The organism is Nocardia sp. NPDC057663 (genome assembly GCF_042799895.1).
Classification (GTDB): Bacteria; Actinomycetota; Actinomycetes; order Mycobacteriales; family Mycobacteriaceae; genus Nocardia.
This window is the reverse complement of sequence record NZ_JBHVHX010000001.1, coordinates 855,507-874,323: the sequence shown is the minus strand read 5'-3', so window position 1 is coordinate 874,323 and position 18,817 is coordinate 855,507. Positions and strand designations below refer to the sequence as shown.

Genomic DNA, 18,817 nt, shown 5'->3' with positions numbered 1-18,817 from the left:
GTCTATGTCCCCCACCCCACCCCGGATCACGAACGTTCTCGTTGCCAACCGTGGTGAGATCGCGCGTCGCGTGTTCGCCACCTGCCGCCGGATGGGTATCGGCACCACTGCGGTGTACTCCGACGCGGACGCCGCGGCTCCGCACGTGTCCGAGGCCGACGCCGCCATCCGGCTGCCCGGCAACACGCCCGCCGAGACCTACCTGCGCGGTGAGCTGATCATCGAGGCCGCGCTGTCGGCCGGCGCCGATGCCATCCACCCCGGCTACGGATTCCTCTCGGAGAACGCCGAATTCGCGCGCGCCGTGCTCGACGCTGGCCTGGTGTGGATCGGCCCGCCGGTCGCGGCCATCGAGCAGATGGGCTCGAAGGTCGAATCGAAGAAGATGATGGACGCCGCCGGTGTCCCCGTCCTCGCCGAGCTCGACCCCGCCGAGGTCACCGAGGCGCACCTGCCGGTGCTGATCAAGGCCTCCGCCGGTGGTGGCGGTCGCGGCATGCGTGTGGTGCGCGAGCTGGGCGAGCTGCGGGAGCAGATCGCCGGCGCCCAGCGCGAGGCCGAGTCGGCCTTCGGCGATCCGACCGTGTTCTGCGAGCGCTACCTCGAGACCGGCCGCCACATCGAAGTGCAGGTCATGTCGGATACTTTCGGCAAGACCTGGGCCGTTGGCGAGCGTGAGTGCTCGATCCAGCGGCGTCACCAGAAGGTCGTCGAGGAAGCGCCCTCGCCGCTGGTCGAGAAGATCGACGGCATGCGGGACCGGCTGTTCGAGGCGGCCCGGCTGGCCGCCGAGGCGATCGGCTACGAGGGTGCGGGCACCGTCGAGTTCCTGGCCGACGAGAAGGGCGACTTCTTCTTCCTGGAGATGAATACCCGTCTGCAGGTGGAACATCCGGTCACCGAGCAGACCACCGGCCTCGACCTGGTCCGCTTGCAGCTGCAGGTGGCCTCCGGTCTGCCGCTGCCTGCGACCCAGCCTGCCCAGCGCGGTCACTCGATCGAGGTCCGCCTCTACGCCGAGGATCCCGCCCACGATTGGCAGCCGCAGAGCGGCCCGGTGCACAGGATCGAGATCCCGTTCACCACCGGCGAATTCACCGTGCTCGACCAGCCCGGCGTGCGCCTGGACACCGGTGTCGTCGACGATTCCGTGGTCGGCGTGCACTACGACCCGATGCTGGCCAAGGTGATCTCCTACGCCGAAACCCGTGCCGAGGCAGCGCATCTGCTCGCCACGGCGTTGCAGCGGGCCAAGATCCACGGCCTGGTGACCAACCGCGACCTGCTCGTGCGGGTGCTGCGGCACCCGGCGTTCCTGGCCGGTGACACCGACACCGCCTTCTTCGTCACCCACGACCTGGCCGCGCTGTCGGCGCCGCTGGCCTCCGAGGCCGACGAAGCGCTGTCCATCGTGGCCGCGGCCCTCGCCGATTCGGCCGCCAACCACGCGGCGAGCCGCTACACCCGGCTGGCGCCCAGCGGCTGGCGCAACCTGGCCTCGCTGCCGCAGATCAAGTCCTACGAGAGCCGCACCTCCGGCACGCACGAGGTGCGCTACCGCTTCACCCGCACCGGGGTCGCGGTGGAGGGCCACGAGGGCCTGGAACTGATCTCGGCGACGCCCGAGCGCGTCGTCCTGGCGGTGCCGGGCGAGCGTGGTCCGGTGCGCAGGCAGTTCGAGATCGCCCGCTACGGCGACCTCGTCGCGGTGGACTCCCCGCTCGGCCCGGTGGCCGTGCGCAGGCTGCCGCGCTTCACCGACCCCTCCGAGCAGGTCGCGGCCGGTTCGTTGCTCGCGCCGATGCCGGGCAGCGTGATCCGCCTCGGTGCCGCCGAGGGCGATCACGTGCAGCAGGGTCAGCCCATTCTGTGGCTCGAGGCGATGAAGATGGAACACACCATCGCCGCGCCGGCCACCGGCATTCTCAGTGCACTCAATGTGACCGTCGGCCAGCAGGTCGAGGTCGGAACCGTCCTCGCCGTCGTCGAGGAAGAAGAGCAGGAGCAGGAGCAGGCATGAGCTTCATCGAAACCGAAGAGCAGAAGGCGCTGCGCGCGGCGGTCGCCGCGCTGGCGTCGAAGTACAACTACCGCGACTACGTGCTGCCGCTCTCGCGCAAGAACGAGCCGCTCACCGAACTGTGGGACGAGGCGGGCAAGCTCGGCTTCCTCGGCGTGAACCTGCCCGAGGAGTACGGCGGCGGTGGCGCGGGCATGTACGAGCTGGCGCTGGTGCAGGAGGAGCTGGCGGCGCAGGGCGCCGGGCTGCTGCTGATGGTCGTCTCCCCGGCGATCTGCGGCACCATCATCACCAAGTACGGCACCGACGCGCAGAAGCAGACGTGGCTGACCAAGCTGGCCGACGGCTCGTCGAAGATGGTCTTCGCGATCACCGAGCCCGACGCCGGCTCCAACTCGCACCAGATCACCACCACCGCCCGTCGCGACGGCGGCGACTGGATCCTCAACGGCCGCAAGATCTTCATCTCCGGCGTCGATCAGGCCGAGGCCATCCTGGTGGTCTCGCGCACCGAGGACCACAAGACCGGCAAGCTCAAGCCCGCGCTGTTCATCGTGCCGGTCGACGCGCCCGGCCTGGTGAAGAACGTCCAGGAGATGGACATCGTGGAGCCGGACAACCAGTTCACGCTGTTCTTCGACGATGTGCGCCTGCCCGCCGATGCCCTCGTCGGCTCCGAGGACGCCGCCATCGCGCAGCTGTTCGCCGGCCTGAATCCCGAGCGCATCATGGGCGCGGCCATGGCGGTCGGCCTCGGCCGCTACGCCATCGACCGGGCTGTGGAATATGCCAAGGAGCGCACGGTCTGGAAGTCGGCGATCGGTGCGCACCAGGGCATTTCGCATCCGCTCGCCCAGGTCAAGATCGAGCTGGAACTGGCCAAGCTGATGATGCAGAAGGCCGCGACGCTCTACGACACCGGTGACGAGTTCGGCGCCGCCGAAGCGGCCAATATGGCCAAGTACGCGGCCGCGGAAGCCAGCATCAAGGCGCTCGACCAGTCGATCCAGACCCACGGCGGTTCGGGTCTGACCCGCGAGGTCGGGCTCGCGGCCATGCTGCAGGCTGCGCGCATCTCGCGCATCGCGCCGGTCAGTCGCGAGATGATCCTGAACTTCGTCGCCCAGCACTCACTCGGTCTGCCCCGCTCGTATTAGTTGGAGCGCTGGCGCGCTCGAGTCGCGGCCCCTAGGGGCCGCCGGTCAGGCACCGTTTCTTGCTCCTTCGTCGCCTACGAAACGGCGCCTGACCGGCGACCCGGCCGCGACCGGCCACTACGTGGCCGCCGCTCCTCGAGGTCGCGGGTGCGGGCTGGGTGTGCGGTCAGAGTTGAGTTTGATCTAGGAAAGGTTGAGGTGGGTTCGATGAGTGATCCTGAAGCTGCGCCCTATGTCCGCTACGAGGTCGTCGATAGGTTCGCGACGCTGACCTTCGATTCCCCGCACAACCGCAATGCGCTCTCGTCCAAGCTGGTTCGTGAGCTGCTGGCTGGACTGGACGCGGCGAACGCCGACCCCGCGGTCCGCGGCATCGTGCTCGCGCACACCGGCGACACCTTCTGCGCGGGCGCCGACCTGAAAGAGGCGAGCACCGCCGACCCGGCGACCGCGGCCGATCAGCGGACCCGCGTGATGATCGACGTGCTGCGCGGCATCCTCGCCTCGCCCAAGCCGGTCGTCGCCCAGATCGACGGCAATGTCCGCGCCGGTGGCATGGGCATCATCGGCGCCTGCGATCTCGTCGTCGCCGGACCCGGCAGCAGTTTCGCCCTCACCGAGGTGCGCATCGGCATGGCGCCGTTCATGATCTCGCTCACGCTGGTGCCGCGCATGGACCAGCGCTCGGCGAGCCGCTACTTCCTGACGGGCGAGAAGTTCGACGCCGCGACCGCGCAGGAGATCGGGCTGGTCACCATCGCGGCCGCCGATGCCGCCGCCGAGGTGAAACGCCTGTGTGGCGAGCTGCGCAAGGGTTCGCCGCAGGGTCTGGCCGAGTCCAAGAAGCTGGTCAACTCGGTCCTGCTCGCGCGCTTCGACGCCGAGGCCGAGGAGCTCGCGCAGCGCTCGGCCGGCTTCTTCGGCACCCCCGAGGTGATCGAGGGCATGACCGCCTTCTTCCAGAAGCGCCCGCCCAGCTGGGCACAATAGTCCGATGGCGACACCCCACGAACCCAAGCAGGACCGCAGCCGGGCCACCCGGCAGCGGCTGCTCGAGGCGACCATCGACTGCCTGGCCGAAACCGGCTGGGCAGCCGCCACCGTGTCGGTGGTCGCCGAACGGGCCGGGGTGTCGCGCGGTGCGGCCCAGCACCATTTCCCCACCAGGGAAGACCTGATCACCGGCGCGCTCGAGTACATGTTCGACACCAGGATGGACCAGTCGGCCGCGGAGGCCGCCGCCATCAGCGAGGTCGCCGAGGGGGTCGGCCGCACCCGCGCGGTCGTCTCCGGCCTGGTCGAGTCCTACACCTCGCCGCTGTTCAAGGCGGCGTTGCAGGTGTGGACCCATGCCGCCGCCGACCCGGCCCTGCGCGAGCGGATCGTCCCGCTCGAGGCCCGCTTCGGCCGTATCGCCCACCGTCGCGCCGTCGAAGCGCTCGGCGTCGACGACTCCGATCCGGTCAATCATCACCTGGTCCAGGCGACCCTCGACCTGGCCCGCGGACTCGGCCTCGCCGATGTCCTCACCGACGACTCCGCGCGCCGCAAACTGATCGTCGAGCAGTGGGCGTCCACCCTGCACGCGGCACTCAACGCCTAGGAACAACCCTTGTGACCTGCGCAGTTCCGTGTATATACTCCACGAATGGGGGATATATCGAGGGACTGTGACATGACCAAGCGACTTATCGAGATCGACGACGAACTACTCGAGTCCGCGCAGGCCGCACTCGGGACTTCGGGCGTCTCCGATACCGTTCGCGCCGCGCTGAACTCAGCTGTGGTGGCTCGTGCACGTGCTCGCGAAGTCGAGTGGTTGATCAACGGCGGTATGGCCGAGATGGCCGACAAGGAACGGCGTGACGACGTATGGCGATAACGGCGCGCTACCTGCTCGACACGAGCGCATCCGCGCGGATGCGGCATCCCGGAGTCGCCGCCGAAATTGCTCCGCTGATCAAAGCGGGGTTGATCGCCACCTGTGGCCCGCTTGATTCGGAGGCGCTGTACAGCGCCCGAAATCCGGCCGAGTACGAGGAGATCCGGTTCCGTCGGCGGGCGGCCTACGAATATCTGCCCACCAACGACGAACACTGGCACAGCGCGTTCGTCGTTCAAGGGGAACTGGCACGTTCGGGGCGGCACCGATCGGTCGGCATCCACGACCTGCTCGCCTCGGTTCTGGCGGTCGAACATCGCTTGGTCCTGATCCACTACGACGCGGATTTCGAAGCGGTCGCCTCGGTCGTCGACCTCAATCACCGCTGGATAGCGCCACGAGGGAGCCTCGAATCATCCTGATGTCACACTCCGCCGCGCTGCTTCGTCGTCTCTGTGAACGCGAAAGAAGCTACGAAGGAGCAGATCATGGGTGAGCAGAAGAAGATCGCGGTGGCGGGTGCGACCGGCCGGCTGGGCAAGCACGTCGTGGACGTGCTGACCGAGCGCGGACACGAGGTCGTGGCGTTCTCCCGTGCGAACGGCGTCGACATCGAGACCGGTGCGGGCCTCGACGAGGCGCTGACCGGGGTGGACATCGTGATCGACGCGTCGAGCACCCCGTCGGCGGATCAGCAGGTGGCGACGGAGTTCTTCACCGCCTCCGCCCGCAACCTGCACGCGGCGGGTGAGCGTGCCGGGGTGGAACGGCTCGTCGTGGTCTCCATCATCGGCATCGACGGCTCCCTCGCCGGCTACAACGCCGCCAAGCTCACCCACGAGCAGGAACTGCTGAAAGGAGCTGTGCCGGTGCAGATTCTGCGCGCCGCCCAGTTCCACGAGCTCGTCGAGGTGATGGTGCAGTGGGGCACCCAGGGCGAGGTCGCCTACCTGCCGCGGATGCGCACCCAGCTGGTCGCCGCGCGCACCGTCGCCGAGGCGCTGGTGGATCTCGCGACGAATCCGATTCCGGCCGAGGAGATCCCGTTCCCCGAGATCGCCGGTCCGCAGCCGGAGACGATGGCCGCCGCTGCCACCGCACTCGTCGCTGCCCGTGGTGACGCCCTCCAGATCATCGAGGTCTCCGACAACGCCAACCCGGATCGCGAGCAGTTCGAGAACGGCACCTTGCTGCCCTCCGCCCACGCCACCCTCGCAGGCCCGACCTTCGCCGAGTGGGTCGCCGCGACCGTTCCGTCCGGTCGGTGACTCCGCCTCCGTGCGAAGAGCTGCCGCACGGTGCCTGCCGGGTCGGCGACGGTGTCGAGCGAGGTGCTGGGCGCCCTGCCGACGCTGGGTGCGCCGACCCGACGACGGCGGCAGGTCAGCCGCCGGTTTCTCCCGCGCAACTGGTTGAATCGCGAGCATGTCGGCTCGGCGCCGAGAACAGGCCTGGAGGATCAGTGCGATCCGCCAGGCCCGGCCTCGAGTGTTGGCTACGACTTGGGTTGGGTCAGGTCGTAGAGGGTCACCCCGTCGACCGTGGTGGCGGTGTAGTTCGCCGTCACCCAGGCGGTGATGGCCGAGCTGGTCGACTCGCTGTTCCCGCCGGGTCCGCCCCGGCCGCCCGCCACGAAGTAGTGGATCTTGCCCTCGGTGACATAGTTCTTGAACTGTTCGAGGGTGGGGGACGGGTCGCTGCCGTTGAAGCCGCCGATCGGCATCACGGGCAGTTCGGTGGCCAGCTGGTACCCGGCGGCGCTGTTGGAGCCGACCGTCGCGGCGACCCAGGTGTAGTCGCCACCGTTCTGTTCGAGCAGCGTGACGATCTGGTCGCTCGGACGTGAGCCGCCGAGCAGGCCGCCCGCACCGCCCATGCGATCACCCTGCATGGCACCGTCCTGCTGCGACGCGCCTCGCTGACTCGCCGAACCACCCGATGGTGTGCTGCTGCTCGGTGCGGCAGCGCCGTCCGAGGGCGTACTACCGCTTTGCGCGGTGGAACCGTCCGGCGGTGTGGAGCTGCCGCCCGGGGTAGTTGAGCCGTCCGGTGGCATAAGGCCGCCCTGCCCGGCGGAGCCGTCCGGGGGCATGGCACCGCCTTGGGAGCCGTCCGGCGGTGTGGCGCCGGTTCCGGTGTTGCCGGGGGCGGCACCCATCCGGCCGTCACCCCCGTCGGGACGCATACCGGGCCCGCCCATCCCGCCCATCCCACCGGCATTCGGTCCGGCAGACGGGATCGCACCGGAATGCGCGGTGGCGATGGTGTCGATCGAGTAGGCGACCGGCCCGGCGAGCCCGATGAAGGCGGCGGCGAGCGCGGCGATCACCGATTGCCTGCGCGCGAGTGGGAAGGCGGCGGCGATCGTCACGAGCACCCCGACCACCAGGATCGTCCAGCGCAGCCACGGTTGGAAGGAAGCGCTGCGTGACAACAACACCCACGCAGTCGCGGTCGTGAGGCCCAGGCCGAGAGCGCAGCTCAGACGCACCCACAGCCGGTCCCGCGCACCCCAGAGCTGCACGGCGCCGATGCCGACCAGCGCGGCGACGGCGGGCGCGAGAGCCACCGTGTAGTACTGGTGGAAGATCCCCGCCATGAAGCTGAACACCAGGCCGGTGACGAGTAGCCAACCGCCCCACAGGATCAGCGCGGCACGGCGCCGATCGGTGCGCGGCGCGCGTCCGCACAGCACGAGTCCGGCGACCAGGGCGACCAGGGCAGCCGGGATCAGCCAGGCGATCTGACCGCCCTGGGCGGGTTCGAACAGCCGGGTGATCCCGGTGCTGCCCCACATCCCGTTGCCACCCGCGGGCAGTTCACCGCCGGGGCCGACGCTGCCGCGCTCGTTGCCGTTCAACCGGCCGAGTCCGTTGTAGCCGAGGGTGAGTTCGATGATCGAATTCTCGTGCGACCCACCGATCCACGGCCGCTGATCGGCAGGCCAGAGCTCGACGGTCAGCAACCACCAGCCGGCGGCGACGACCATCGCGGCACCGGCGGCGAACAGTTGCGCGATGCGCTTGCCCAGCTTGGGCGGACCCGCGAACAGATAGGTCAGCGCCAGCGCGGGTACCACCAGCAGTACCTGCAACTGCTTGGCGAGGAAGCCGAAGCCGATCAGGCCGCCGGTGAGCAGCAGCCACCGCCACCGGCCGTCGGCGACGGCACGGGTCATCGCCCAGGCCGCCGCGGTCATCAGCAGCACCAGCAGGGCGTCGGGGTTGTTGAACCGGAACATCAGCACCGCGACGGGAGTCACCGCGAGCACCGTGCCCGCGATCAATCCCGCGGCGGGTCCGAACGACCGGCGCACCGCCGCCCACAGCACCGCGACCGACGCGACGCCGAGCAGCACCTGCGGAACGAGCATGCTCCAGCTGTTGAGCCCGAACAGGCGCACCGACAGCTCCATCACCCACAGCGAGGCCGGTGGTTTGTCGACGGTGATCGAGTTCGCCGCATCGGAGGAGCCGAAGAAGAACGCCTCCCACGATTGCGAACCCGCCTGCACGGCAGCGGCATAGAAGTCGTTGGCCCACCCGTTGGCGCTCAGATTGATCAGATAGGCGATGGCAGTGCCGACCAGCAACACCGCCAAGCCCGGTACTTCCCAGCGTTTTCGAGCCACAGCTGTGGTCTCGGCGCCGGTAGAAGCTCGTCGCTCGATCGTCGCAGTCATCGACGCACCTCCATCGTGCTCGGCCGCGCTGTCGAATCCGTGCCGCCGGTGATGGTCACCGGGCGGTCGGCTGCCGCAGTACCGTCGGTGGTGACACATGCGGCGGACTCGGTGGCCGAGCGCCGGTAAGCCGAGCCGTCAGCGATGCTCGCGGTGCGGTCGGAGCCCGCATGCCGGAAGACCCAGCGCAGGCCGACGAAACGGGCGAGTGTCGCAACGAGATTGGCTGTGACGAGGACACCGAGTTCCACCGCGACGGGTGCGTCGGGTGCCCAGCGGTGCAGGGCGAACAGTGAGCCGCTGGTGATCGCGAGCCCGAACCCGAAGATTGCCAGGCCTTGGAACTGGTGCGACACCGCGTCTCTACGGCCCCGCACACCGAACGTGAACGTCCGGTTGGCTGCGGTATTGCCCACCGCGGTCACCAGCAGCGCCACCAGATTCGCGCCCTGGCCGCCGAACAGCGGTTGCAGCAGCAGGTACAGCACGATGTAGGCCAGCGTCGAGCTCACGCCGACGATCGCGAACCGCACCAACTGGCCGACCATTCCGAGCGGCACCCCGGCAACCAGCGGCTCCCGGCCGACGGCGGCGCGCAGTTCGTCCAGCGGCAGCGCGCCGGTGGTCAGCGCCCTGGTCAGCCGCCAGATCCCGCGTAGATCCTTGCGCGCGGTGTCGATGATGTCGACCCGGCTGTCGGGATCGTCGATCCAGTCGACGGGCACCTCGTGGATGCGCAGCCCCGCGCGCTCGGCGAGGACGAGCAGTTCGGTGTCGAAGAACCATTCACCGTCGCGCACCAGCGGCAGCAGCTCACGGGCGACCTCGGTGCGGACGGCCTTGAAACCGCACTGCGCGTCGGAGAAGTGCGCGCGCAGTGTGGTTTTCAGCAGCAGGTTGTAGCAGCGGGAGATGATCTCGCGCTTGGGTCCGCGCACCACCCTGGCCGCCGCGTCGAGCCGGGTGCCGATCGCGAGGTCGGAGTGGCCCGACACCAACGGGGCGACCAGCGGCAGCAGCGCGTTCAGGTCGGTCGACAGGTCGACGTCCATGTACGCGACCACCGCCGCGTCCGATCCGGCCCACGCGGTGCGCAGCGCCCGGCCGCGGCCCTTGGCCTCCAGGTGCAGCACCTGCACGCCGTCGAGCTCGTCGGCCAGCAGCCGCGCCACCGCCAGGGTGGCATCGGTGCTGGCGTTGTCGGCGATCGTGATCCGGGCGGTGAACGGGAATCCCGCGCGCAGGTAGGCGTGCAGCCTGCGCACGCACACACCTAGATCGGTCTCTTCGTTGTAGACGGGAATCACCACGTCGAGCACCGGCGCGCGGGTGCTCTGCGTGGTCTGTGGCTCGGCCTCGGTCTGGGTCATGGCACCACCCTCGACGGCGGCGCTGCCACCGGGCTGGGACCGAGCTGGGAGGTTGCTGGGGATCGGCGGAAGGCGCCGAGCCCGCTAAACTGAGCGGGCTCGACGACATGCTGGAACAGTGATCGGCTGGAAGCATGGAGGCTCTCCGATGCCCACCATCATCGCGGTGCTGGTCGCCCTCGTCGGCGGGTTCGTGCAGAGCCGACGCCGGCCGGGCCGCCCGGCGGCCGACATCCACATGGTGTGGTGGATGGTGGCTGTCGTCGGCGTCGCGTCCGTTCTCGGCGCGGCCGCGCATATCTTCGACGGCGCGAATGTCGCCGAGCAGATCGGCTACACCCGTGGCGACGGCGGCTTCCAATGGGAGAACGCGATGGGCGACCTGGCCATCGGCGTGGTCGGCATCATGGCCTACTGGTTCCGTGGCCACTTCTGGTTGTGCACGATCGTCGTCTTGACCATTCAGTACTGGGGCGACGCGGCCGGGCACATCTACTTCTGGGTGGCCGAGGACAACACGAAGCCCTACAACATCGGGATCCCGCTGTGGACCGACATCCTCCTGCCGATCGTCATGTGGGTTCTCTACCTGCTGTCGCGACGAAGCAACGGCGACGCGGTGCCGAAAGCCGAAGCGGGCGCCCAGGGTAGCTGACCACCCCGTGCTAGCCGCGACGAATGCGCAGCACGCTGTCGGCGCGTTCGCCCTCGACGCCGTCGGGGCTCTTGGACGGGCTGGTGATCAGTCCCGCGGCCTCCACCTCCCACTCGGGGCCGAGGTCGAGCTGCGCGAGCATCTGCTCGATGGTCGGAAAGACGACGTCGTGCGGTGGGGTGGTCACCCAGGTCGGCCAGTGCGCGTGGCTGCCGATCACCAGCACGCCACCAGGCGCGACGGCGGCCGCGGCCTTGCGCAGGATGGTCGGGCGCTCGTCGGGACGTTCCACCGGTGAGTGCAGGAACTGCGCGGAGACCAGGTCGAAGGTGCCCGCCGGGAAGCTCGTCTGAAGGTCGTGGCGCTCCCAGGTGATCCGCACGCCCGCGTCGGCCGCGTGCCGGGCACCGCGTTCCAGCGCCGTCGCGGAGACGTCGACCGCGGTGACCTGCCAGCCCTGCTGAGCCAGCCAGATCGCGTCGCCGCCCTCGCCGCAGCCGAGGTCGAGCGCGGTGCCCGCTGGCAGCCCGGTGACCTCGCTGACCAGGGTCTTGTTGGCGTTGCCTGTCCAGATCTGGTCCCGCTCGCGGTAGAAGTCTTCCCAGAACTGTTCGGGGGCTGTTCCGCCTCCCCGGGAATTCAGGCCAGACTCGTGTGCTGTTCCGCCTCCCCGAGAATTCAGGCCAGACTCGTGTGCCTCCCGTGCCGCGTTGGCGGCTTGCTGTTCGGAGGGGTGCGAGTTTGCCCGTACCCGGTGAGTTACCGATGTACTCGCGGTGGTCGGTCGTTCGGTCATCGGGGCTCCTCGATCGGGGATGCGGAATCTATTCGATAGTGCAGTGCCCCGCCGAAAACCAGCAAGGAAAATTGCCGGTCTGGCAAACACTGCCCCGCGGAGACCTGGAGCCGACCGCCCCAATAGGCTTCTGCCCGTGACGCGGGGTTACCGGAAGGCAGACGAGATGCCCGGTCGTCGTGTCGATGCGCGGACCGAGCGGTGGCGCGAACACCGGGTGCAGGTGCGCATCGAGTTCGTCGACGCCGCCTTCCGTGCCCTGGATCGGGTCGGCCCCGATGTGAGCATGGGTGATATCGCCAAGGAAGCGGGCGCGGCCAAGCCGAAGCTCTACCGGCATTTCGAGGACAAGACCGACCTCTACAACGCGATCGTCGACCGGGTGCGCGACATGCTGTGGGAACGCATGCTCAGCGGGGTGAATCTCACCGACGATTCCGTCGCCGACCTGGTCCGTCGCGCGGCTGCCGAATACGTGGCGGTGGTGTCGGAACACCCGAATGTCTTCCGGTTCATGCTGCACAGCCATTTCAGCCAGCAGGCCAAGGAAACGGAACGGGCCTTGGTCGCCGCCCGGCAGTCCGCGCGACGCGCCGCCGAATTTTTCGCCGGTCTGCTGCCGACGGAGTCGATCGACGTGGCCGGGATCGAACTGGTGAACTACTCGATTTTCGGTGCGGTGGCCTCGGCCACGGACTGGTGGCTCGGCGCGAATCAGCGCGAAGTCTCGGCGATGCCGGTCGAGCGATTCGTCGAGTATCTGGCCGAGAGCATCTCGGCGCTGGCGCAGGCGCACGCGCGCTTCAACGGGGTCAGGATCGACCCGTCGCAGCCGCTGCGCGACGCGTTCGTCGTCGACTGACGCTTCCTTCTGCCGCGCCCGGCACGAACTCCGTTGTTCTCGCCGGCTACGCCGTTGGAACCGGTGGGGGGTGCGGCGAATTCAGTATGAACCCGCCCACCGACAAGTTCGCGACGCCGCGCTAGGCGTCGGTGTGCAACCGCCACAGCGGGGAAACCGGCCCGTGGCCTGCGCCGAGATCGTAGGACGCGGCCAGGCAGCGATAGGTCCACTCCTTGGCGAAGGCGACCGCGTCGGGAACCGGGTACCCGTTGGCGAGCGCGCTGGCGATGGCCGCGGCGAGAGTGTCGCCGCCGCCGTGGTCGTTGCCGGTGTCGATGCGCGGCGCGGTGAACTCGCGGAAGGTGTCGCCGTCGTAGAGCAGGTCGGTGCTGTACTCCGAGGCGCGCAGGTGCCCGCCCTTCACGATCGCCCACTGCGCGCCCAGCGCGTGCAGCGCCTCGGCGGCCTTGCGGGCGGTGGTGTCGTCGACGACCTCGACGCCGGTGATCAGGCGGACCTCGTCGAGATTCGGGGTGACCACTGTCGCCAGCGGGATGAGGGTGTTGCGCACCGCGTCCAGCGCCTCGGCGTGCAGCAGCGGGTCGCCGTGCATCGAGGCGGCGACCGGGTCGACGACGAGTGGGACCGCGGCGTCGCGCCCGATCCCGACCTCCCGGCACACCCCGGCGACGGCCTCGATGATCGCGGTGGAGGCCAGCATGCCGGTCTTGGCCGCGCCGATCCCGATATCGCGGACGACCACCCGCACCTGATCGGCCACGATCTGCGGCGGGATCTCGTGAAATCCGCTGACGCCCACCGTGTTCTGCACGGTCACCGCCGCCACCGCGACGCAGGCGTGCACGCCGCACAGCGCCATGGTCCGCGAATCGGCCTGGATGCCCGCGCCGCCACCGGAATCGGTGCCCGCGATGGTGAGCGCGCGGACGGGGGTCTGGCCATCGGGGGTCAGCGGCAGCATCTTCACGCCCCAACCCTACGACCGGCTGTCCGGTTCCAGGACCCCGCCCACAAACATGAAATGAAAACCATTACCATTAACTGGTGACCAACTCCGCCGCTCCCTCCCACCTGCCCGTCACCGTCCTGTCCGGCTTCCTCGGCGCGGGCAAGACCACGCTGCTCAACCACATCCTCGCCAACCGGGACGGCCGCCGGGTCGCGGTCATCGTCAACGACATGAGCGAGGTCAATATCGACGCGGCGCTGGTCGCGGGCCAGGGGCAGCTGGACCGCACCGAGGAGAAACTGGTCGAGCTGACCAACGGCTGCATCTGCTGCACGCTGCGCGAAGACCTGATCGAGGCGGTCGCCCGGCTCGCCCGCGACGGGCGGTTCGACCAGCTGGTGATCGAGTCGACCGGCATCTCCGAGCCGATGCCGGTGGCCGCGACCTTCGACTGGGAGTTCGAGGACGGATTCCGCCTCGGCGATCTCGCCCGCCTCGACACCATGGTGACCGTCGTCGACGCCTCGACCTTCCTGGCCGAGCTGGTCAAGGGCCAGGCCTTGGCCGAGCGGGAACTCGAAGCGGGCGAGGGTGATTCGCGCACCATCGCCGATCTGCTGGTCGACCAGGTGGAGTTCGCCGACGTGCTGCTGATCAACAAGACCGACCTGGTGAGCGCGAACGCCGCGGCCACCGTGGAGGCGACGGTGCGGCGGCTCAACCCGCGGGCGCACGTACTGCGCACCGAGAAGGGCGTCGTCGATCTGGACGAGGTGCTCGGCACCGGCCGGTACAACCCGGTGGTGGCCGCCGAGACCGAGGGCTGGGCCGAGGAGCTGGCAGGCGGTCACACTCCCGAAACCGAGGAGTACGGGATCAGCAGTCTCACCTACACCGCCGATCGCCCGTTTCATCCGGAGCGGCTCGGTGTTGCGCTGTCGGTACTGCGGGGGATGTTGCGCAGCAAGGGGTTCTGCTGGATCGCGAGTCGTCCCGAGCTCGCCGCGATCTGGTCGCAGGCCGGTCCGAATCTGACCTTCGAACCGGGGGCGTGGTGGTCGTCGCTCGAAGTGCCCGCGGGACAGGAGCTCGTCGTCATCGGAGTGCGCCTCGATAAGGCCGGGGTCCGGCGGGAACTCGACGCCGCGCTGCTCACCGATGCGGAGTTCGTGGCGGGTCCGGCCTCCTGGACCGGCTACGCCGATCCCTTCCCTGCCTGGGGTGACCTGCACGAGCATCACTGATTGCCGCCTTTGGGGCGCGTATCACACTGTGCTGGTGCATGATTCGAAGGGGTCGCGACCCACGCACCGATGAGGGGAGCGTGGGCCGCGGCACCGAAGCCGAATCAGGCGAGGCCGGCGAAGAACTGGCGGATATCGCCGACCAGGACCTCGGGCGCCTCGTGCGCGGCGTAGTGCCCGGCCGCGTCGTTCGCGCCGCCGGATGCCGCGGCGGTGTCGTAGGAATTCCAGCGCACGATATTGCTGTGGTCGCGCTCTGCGAACCGGCGGATCGACTGGAAATCGCCCGCGAACATCGCCAGCCCGGTCGGCACGACGGTCGGCTCGGCCGGGTGCTCGGTGGCGTGCGCGTCCTCGTAGTAGAACCGCAGCGAGGAGCCCGCGGTCCCGGTGAGCCAGTACAGCGCCACATTCGCGACGATGAACTGGGCGTCGAGCGATTCACCGAACAGCTGGGAATTCCAGCCGAGCAGGCCGATCGGGGAGTCGGCGAGGGCGTAGGCCAGGGTCTGCGGCTGCTGGCTGTGCAGGGTGTTGAAGGCCATCTTGTTCTCGTGGAACCACTGCAGGTGCTGCAAGGCGGCCATATCCGCCGCCGAGAGGCCCTCGAACTCGGCCGGGTCGCCGGAGGGGAACGAGAACAGCTGGGTGACGTGCACGCCGATCACCTGCTCCGGCGCGATCCGGCCGAGCTCGGGCGAGACCATCGAGCCGCCGTCGTTGCCGATGGCGCCGTAGCGCTCGTAGCCGAGACGTGCCATCAGTTCCGCCCAGGCGCGGGCGGTGCGGTAGCGGTTCCAGCCGGTGCTGCGGGTCGGGCCGGAGAAGCCGAAGCCGGGCAGCGACGGGATGACCAGGTGGAAGGCGGGATCCTCGGCCGACTCCGGCTCGGTGAGCGGCGCGATGACGTCGACGTATTCCAGGATCGAGCCGGGCCAGCCGTGGGTCAGGATCACCGGCGTCGCGTCCGGGCGCGAGGACCGGATGTGCAGGAAGTGGATGTCCTCACCCTCGATCTCGGTGGTGAACTGCGGGTACGCGTTCAGCTCGGCTTCCAGTGCGCGCCAGTCGAACTGCTCGAGCCAGTACTGGACGAGGGCGCGGACGCGATCGGCCGGGACACCGTAGGAATCGCCGACGCCGGGCAGCTCGTCCGGGTACAGCGCGCCGCGCAGGCGGGCGGCGAGGTCGTCGAGACGGGCCTGGGGGACATCGATGCGGAAGGGGGTGATGGTGGCCGTGGTGGTCATGACGACTCCTTCTAGTGAAACGGAATGTTTCGTTCTGTTCCAAATGTAGCAGAACGGATCATTCCGTTTCAAGTGGTAGGCTGATATTCATGCCGAAGCAGACCGAAGCCGCAGCTCAGCCCCGCTTATCCGGCCGCAAGGCGCAAGCCGCGCGCAACGACGGGCTGATCCTCGACGCCGCCCGCGCCGTGTTCCTCGACGACCCGACCGCGCCGATCGCGGCCGTCGCCGAACGAGCGGGCGTCGGGATCAGCGCGCTCTACCGGCGCTACCCGAGCAAGGAGGTGCTGCTGCGCACGCTGTGCCATGAGGGGCTGCGCCGGTTCAACGCCGAAGCCGATGCGGCGCTGGAGGATTCGGATGGCTGGCGTGGTTTCGTCGGCTTCCTGGAACGGGTGGTCGAGGCCGACGTGCACTCGCTGACGGTGAAGCTCGCCGGCACCTTCACCCCCGACGAGTCGATGCTGCCCGACGTGACCCATTCGGGCGAGGCGGCCACGGAGCTGGTGCGCCGGGCCCACGCGAGTGGACAGCTGCGGTCCGATTTCGACGCGCAGGACGTCGGACTGCTGCTGGAAGCCTGCGCCGCCGTGACGATGCCCGATCCGGTGCGGACCTCCGAACTGCGGCAGCGGGTGCTGGCATTGCTGATCGACGGCATGACGGCCGAGGGTGACTTGCCAGGCCCACCCCCAGCCGTCGGCGAATACGCCTGGCGGTGGGAGCGCAGGCCATGAGCGGGTCGTTCGGCCGCGACGAGGCGGGGCTGGTGGCAGACTTGGCGCGACCATCCGACACCGCAGGAGGCACGTCGTGAACTGGACCTTGGAAGTGGTGATCGTCCCGGTGTCCGATATCGATCGGGCCAAGGATTTCTACGCGAATCAACTCGGCTTCGTCGTCGACCACGACACCGTGATCTCCGACGATGTGCGCATCGTGCAACTCACCCCGCCCGGGTCCGGCTGCTCGATCGTCATCGGCAAGGGCGCGGTGCCCGAGATGCCGCCCGGGTCGCTGAAGGGGTTGCAGCTGGTGGTGCCCGATATCGAGCAGGCGCACGCCGAATTGGTGGCGCGTGGCGTCGAGGTCACCGACGTGCAGTCGCTGGGGCAGAACCCGTCGCCGACACCGCACCCGCTCGACAATGTCGGCTTCGTCTTCTTCAGCGATCCCGACGGCAACGGCTGGGCCGTCCAGCAGATCTCGAGCCGGGCCGGGTAATTCTCGAGCTGATTCGAACCCTGTCGGGGGACCTGTCCGGGCGGGCACCATGCACGAATGCTGTTGGCGAGCCCCATCGAAACCGACGAGCGACGGATCCCGCTGTACCGTCGCGCTGGCTTCCTGCGCGCGCTCTCGCCGATCGTGCTGCTGCTCGTCTGGCAGATCGGCAGCACCAGCGGCTGGATCCCGGCCAAGAAGCTGCCCGCGCCGTCGGTCGTCTTCGACGCGGGACTGGAGACCTTCCGTTCCGGCCAGCTCGGTGAAGCGCTGCTGGTCTCCGGCCAGCGCGCCCTGTACGGCTTCGTGCTCGGCGCGGTGCTCGCGCTGGCGCTCGGAGTCCTCGCCGGGCTGAGCAAGATCGGCGAATACGCGGTCGACCCGCCGCTGCAGATGATCCGCACCATCCCGCTGTTCGGCCTGATCCCGCTGTTCATCATCTGGTTCGGCATCGGTGAGGAACCGAAGGTCTACCTGATCGCGCTCGGCGTGTTCTTCCCGCTGTACCTCAACACCTTCGCCGGTATCCGCCAGCTCGATCCGAAACTGCTCGAGCTCGGCAGCGCCCTGCGACTGGGCCTCGGCGAGCGGCTGCGGCTGCTGATCCTGCCCGGCGCGCTGCCGCAGATCCTGGTCGGTGTCCGGCAAAGTCTCGGCATCGCCTGGCTCTCGCTCATCGTGGCCGAACAGATCAATGCCAGTGCGGGTCTCGGCTTCGTCGTCAACAACGCCCGTGAATTCCTGCGCACCGACATCGTCGTGTTCGGCCTGGTGATCTACAGCCTGCTCGGCCTGCTCACCGACTCCATCGTGCGTCTCCTCGAACGCCGCGCCCTGCGCTGGCGCCCGGCGGTGCACCACTGATGTCCGTCTTCGTCACCTCCACCAACCCGGGGACCTACTCCGTCCCGGTTGTCGGCCGGCCCACCACAAGCCGCCTTTCGATCGCGAGGATCTCGTCATGACCGCTGCTACCGTCACATCCCTTTCCGCGAGACCCGCCGTCGGCCCGACCGCCGCGCGAATCGCCGGTCTGGGCAAGCGATTCGGTCAGCGTACGGTGCTCGACGGCATCGATCTCGAGATCGGTGCGGGCGAGATCGTCGCGCTGGTCGGGCGCAGTGGATCGGGCAAGTCCACCCTGTTGCGGATCATCGGCGGGCTCGATACCGCCAGTCGCGGTGAGGTTTCCGTCGAGGGCAGGCCGACGATCGTGTTCCAGGAACCCCGGCTCATTCCGTGGCAGCCGGTGGTGCGCAATGTCGCCCTCGGCAGGCCCAAGCCGCGCAATCGCCGCGCCGGCGAGCGGGCCGCCCGCGACCTGCTCGCCGAGGTCGGCCTCGCCGGTCGCGCGGACGCGTGGCCGCTGACGCTGTCCGGTGGTGAGGCGCAACGCGCGGCACTGGCACGCGCGCTGGTGGCCGAGCCGACGCTGCTGCTGCTCGACGAACCCTTCGGCGCCCTGGACGCGCTGACCCGCCTGACCATGCACGAACTGCTGCTCGGCCTGCACGCCCAGCGCGCGTTCGGCGTGCTGCTGGTGACCCACGATGTGCTCGAGGCGATCACGCTGGCCGACCGCGTGCTCGTGCTCGACGAGGGGCGCATCGCCGCCGACGTGCCCATCGACCTGCCGCGACCGCGCACCGCGGGCGCCCCGGACATCGCCGACTACGCCACGCAACTGCTCACGCTGCTCGGCGTCACCCACTGACCATCTGGC

Annotated in this window: 19 protein-coding genes; 14 read left to right on the top strand and 5 right to left on the bottom strand. The window is 68.9% G+C overall.

Features of this window, described 5'->3' with window-relative positions:
- Positions 1-4 precede the first annotated feature (4 nt).
- From ACFVAV_RS04090 to ACFVAV_RS04060, 7 genes are all read left to right on the top strand, one after another.
- On the top strand, positions 5-2,020 hold the full coding sequence (locus ACFVAV_RS04090) for a biotin carboxylase N-terminal domain-containing protein (RefSeq protein WP_379029543.1): 2,016 nt from the start codon (positions 5-7) through the stop codon (positions 2,018-2,020).
- A complete protein-coding gene (locus tag ACFVAV_RS04085) occupies positions 2,017-3,177 on the top strand; it encodes an acyl-CoA dehydrogenase family protein (RefSeq protein ID WP_379029540.1) in 1,161 nt (386 codons plus the stop codon). The genes ACFVAV_RS04090 and ACFVAV_RS04085 overlap by 4 nt, the downstream gene beginning before the upstream one ends.
- A gap of 207 nt (positions 3,178-3,384) precedes the next feature.
- Complete coding sequence (locus tag ACFVAV_RS04080; RefSeq protein WP_379029537.1) at positions 3,385-4,167, top strand: enoyl-CoA hydratase family protein; 783 nt, start codon at positions 3,385-3,387, stop codon at positions 4,165-4,167.
- 4 nt (positions 4,168-4,171) lie between these two features.
- Positions 4,172-4,780 (top strand): TetR/AcrR family transcriptional regulator, encoded by a 609-nt coding sequence (locus tag ACFVAV_RS04075; protein WP_379029534.1) that lies wholly within the window; start codon positions 4,172-4,174, stop codon positions 4,778-4,780.
- Between the two features lie 72 nt (positions 4,781-4,852).
- Positions 4,853-5,059, top strand: a complete 207-nt coding sequence (locus ACFVAV_RS04070) for a DUF2191 domain-containing protein (protein ID WP_379029532.1) — start codon at positions 4,853-4,855, stop codon at positions 5,057-5,059.
- The gene (locus ACFVAV_RS04065) at positions 5,050-5,481 is read left to right on the top strand and encodes a PIN domain-containing protein (RefSeq protein WP_379029529.1); all 432 of its coding nucleotides are present in this window, start codon (positions 5,050-5,052) and stop codon (positions 5,479-5,481) included. Before ACFVAV_RS04070 ends, ACFVAV_RS04065 begins: the two co-directional genes overlap by 10 nt.
- Positions 5,482-5,547: 66 nt before the next feature.
- Positions 5,548-6,327, top strand: coding sequence for an SDR family oxidoreductase (locus tag ACFVAV_RS04060; RefSeq protein ID WP_379029526.1), 780 nt, complete (start codon positions 5,548-5,550; stop codon positions 6,325-6,327).
- Positions 6,328-6,554: 227 nt separating this feature from the next.
- Here ACFVAV_RS04060 and ACFVAV_RS04055 read toward each other — a convergent pair whose 3' ends face one another.
- Both ACFVAV_RS04055 and ACFVAV_RS04050 read right to left on the bottom strand, forming a co-directional pair.
- Positions 6,555-8,741, bottom strand: a complete 2,187-nt coding sequence (locus ACFVAV_RS04055) for a glycosyltransferase family 39 protein (protein ID WP_379029524.1) — start codon at positions 8,739-8,741, stop codon at positions 6,555-6,557.
- Entirely contained in the window at positions 8,738-10,111 is a 1,374-nt protein-coding gene (locus ACFVAV_RS04050) for a glycosyltransferase (protein WP_379029521.1), read from the bottom strand. Before ACFVAV_RS04050 ends, ACFVAV_RS04055 begins: the two co-directional genes overlap by 4 nt.
- A gap of 148 nt (positions 10,112-10,259) precedes the next feature.
- Between ACFVAV_RS04050 and ACFVAV_RS04045 the strand changes: the two genes are divergently transcribed.
- Positions 10,260-10,766: a DUF6790 family protein gene (locus tag ACFVAV_RS04045; protein ID WP_379029518.1), complete on the top strand. Its 507-nt coding sequence runs from the start codon at positions 10,260-10,262 to the stop codon at positions 10,764-10,766.
- Positions 10,767-10,776: 10 nt separating this feature from the next.
- Here ACFVAV_RS04045 and ACFVAV_RS04040 read toward each other — a convergent pair whose 3' ends face one another.
- Positions 10,777-11,562 carry a class I SAM-dependent methyltransferase gene (locus ACFVAV_RS04040; RefSeq protein ID WP_379029516.1) on the bottom strand — a complete coding sequence of 262 codons (786 nt, stop codon included), beginning with the start codon at positions 11,560-11,562 and terminating at the stop codon, positions 10,777-10,779.
- A 166-nt stretch (positions 11,563-11,728) separates the two neighbouring features.
- Between ACFVAV_RS04040 and ACFVAV_RS04035 the strand changes: the two genes are divergently transcribed.
- The gene (locus ACFVAV_RS04035; RefSeq protein ID WP_379029512.1) at positions 11,729-12,424 is read left to right on the top strand and encodes a TetR/AcrR family transcriptional regulator; all 696 of its coding nucleotides are present in this window, start codon (positions 11,729-11,731) and stop codon (positions 12,422-12,424) included.
- A gap of 121 nt (positions 12,425-12,545) precedes the next feature.
- Here the strand turns inward: ACFVAV_RS04035 and thiD are convergent, their stop codons facing one another.
- Positions 12,546-13,394 (bottom strand): bifunctional hydroxymethylpyrimidine kinase/phosphomethylpyrimidine kinase, encoded by an 849-nt coding sequence (gene thiD, locus ACFVAV_RS04030; RefSeq protein WP_379029509.1) that lies wholly within the window; start codon positions 13,392-13,394, stop codon positions 12,546-12,548.
- A gap of 77 nt (positions 13,395-13,471) precedes the next feature.
- On the opposite strand from thiD, the gene ACFVAV_RS04025 reads away from it, so the two are divergent.
- Entirely contained in the window at positions 13,472-14,620 is a 1,149-nt protein-coding gene (locus tag ACFVAV_RS04025) for a GTP-binding protein (protein WP_379029506.1), read from the top strand.
- Between the two features lie 104 nt (positions 14,621-14,724).
- Here ACFVAV_RS04025 and ACFVAV_RS04020 read toward each other — a convergent pair whose 3' ends face one another.
- Complete coding sequence (locus ACFVAV_RS04020; RefSeq protein WP_379029503.1) at positions 14,725-15,870, bottom strand: epoxide hydrolase family protein; 1,146 nt, start codon at positions 15,868-15,870, stop codon at positions 14,725-14,727.
- A gap of 89 nt (positions 15,871-15,959) precedes the next feature.
- Here ACFVAV_RS04020 and ACFVAV_RS04015 point away from each other — a divergent pair, with 89 nt between their 5' ends.
- The 4 genes from ACFVAV_RS04015 to ACFVAV_RS04000 all read left to right on the top strand — a co-directional run bounded on the left by ACFVAV_RS04015 (position 15,960) and on the right by ACFVAV_RS04000 (position 18,808).
- Positions 15,960-16,607, top strand: a complete 648-nt coding sequence (locus ACFVAV_RS04015; protein ID WP_379029500.1) for a TetR/AcrR family transcriptional regulator — start codon at positions 15,960-15,962, stop codon at positions 16,605-16,607.
- Between the two features lie 76 nt (positions 16,608-16,683).
- Positions 16,684-17,094, top strand: coding sequence for a VOC family protein (locus ACFVAV_RS04010; protein WP_379029497.1), 411 nt, complete (start codon positions 16,684-16,686; stop codon positions 17,092-17,094).
- Positions 17,095-17,151: 57 nt separating this feature from the next.
- Positions 17,152-17,958, top strand: coding sequence for an ABC transporter permease (locus ACFVAV_RS04005; protein WP_379029495.1), 807 nt, complete (start codon positions 17,152-17,154; stop codon positions 17,956-17,958).
- A gap of 97 nt (positions 17,959-18,055) precedes the next feature.
- Positions 18,056-18,808, top strand: a complete 753-nt coding sequence (locus tag ACFVAV_RS04000) for an ABC transporter ATP-binding protein (RefSeq protein WP_379029492.1) — start codon at positions 18,056-18,058, stop codon at positions 18,806-18,808.
- Positions 18,809-18,817: the final 9 nt, after the last annotated feature.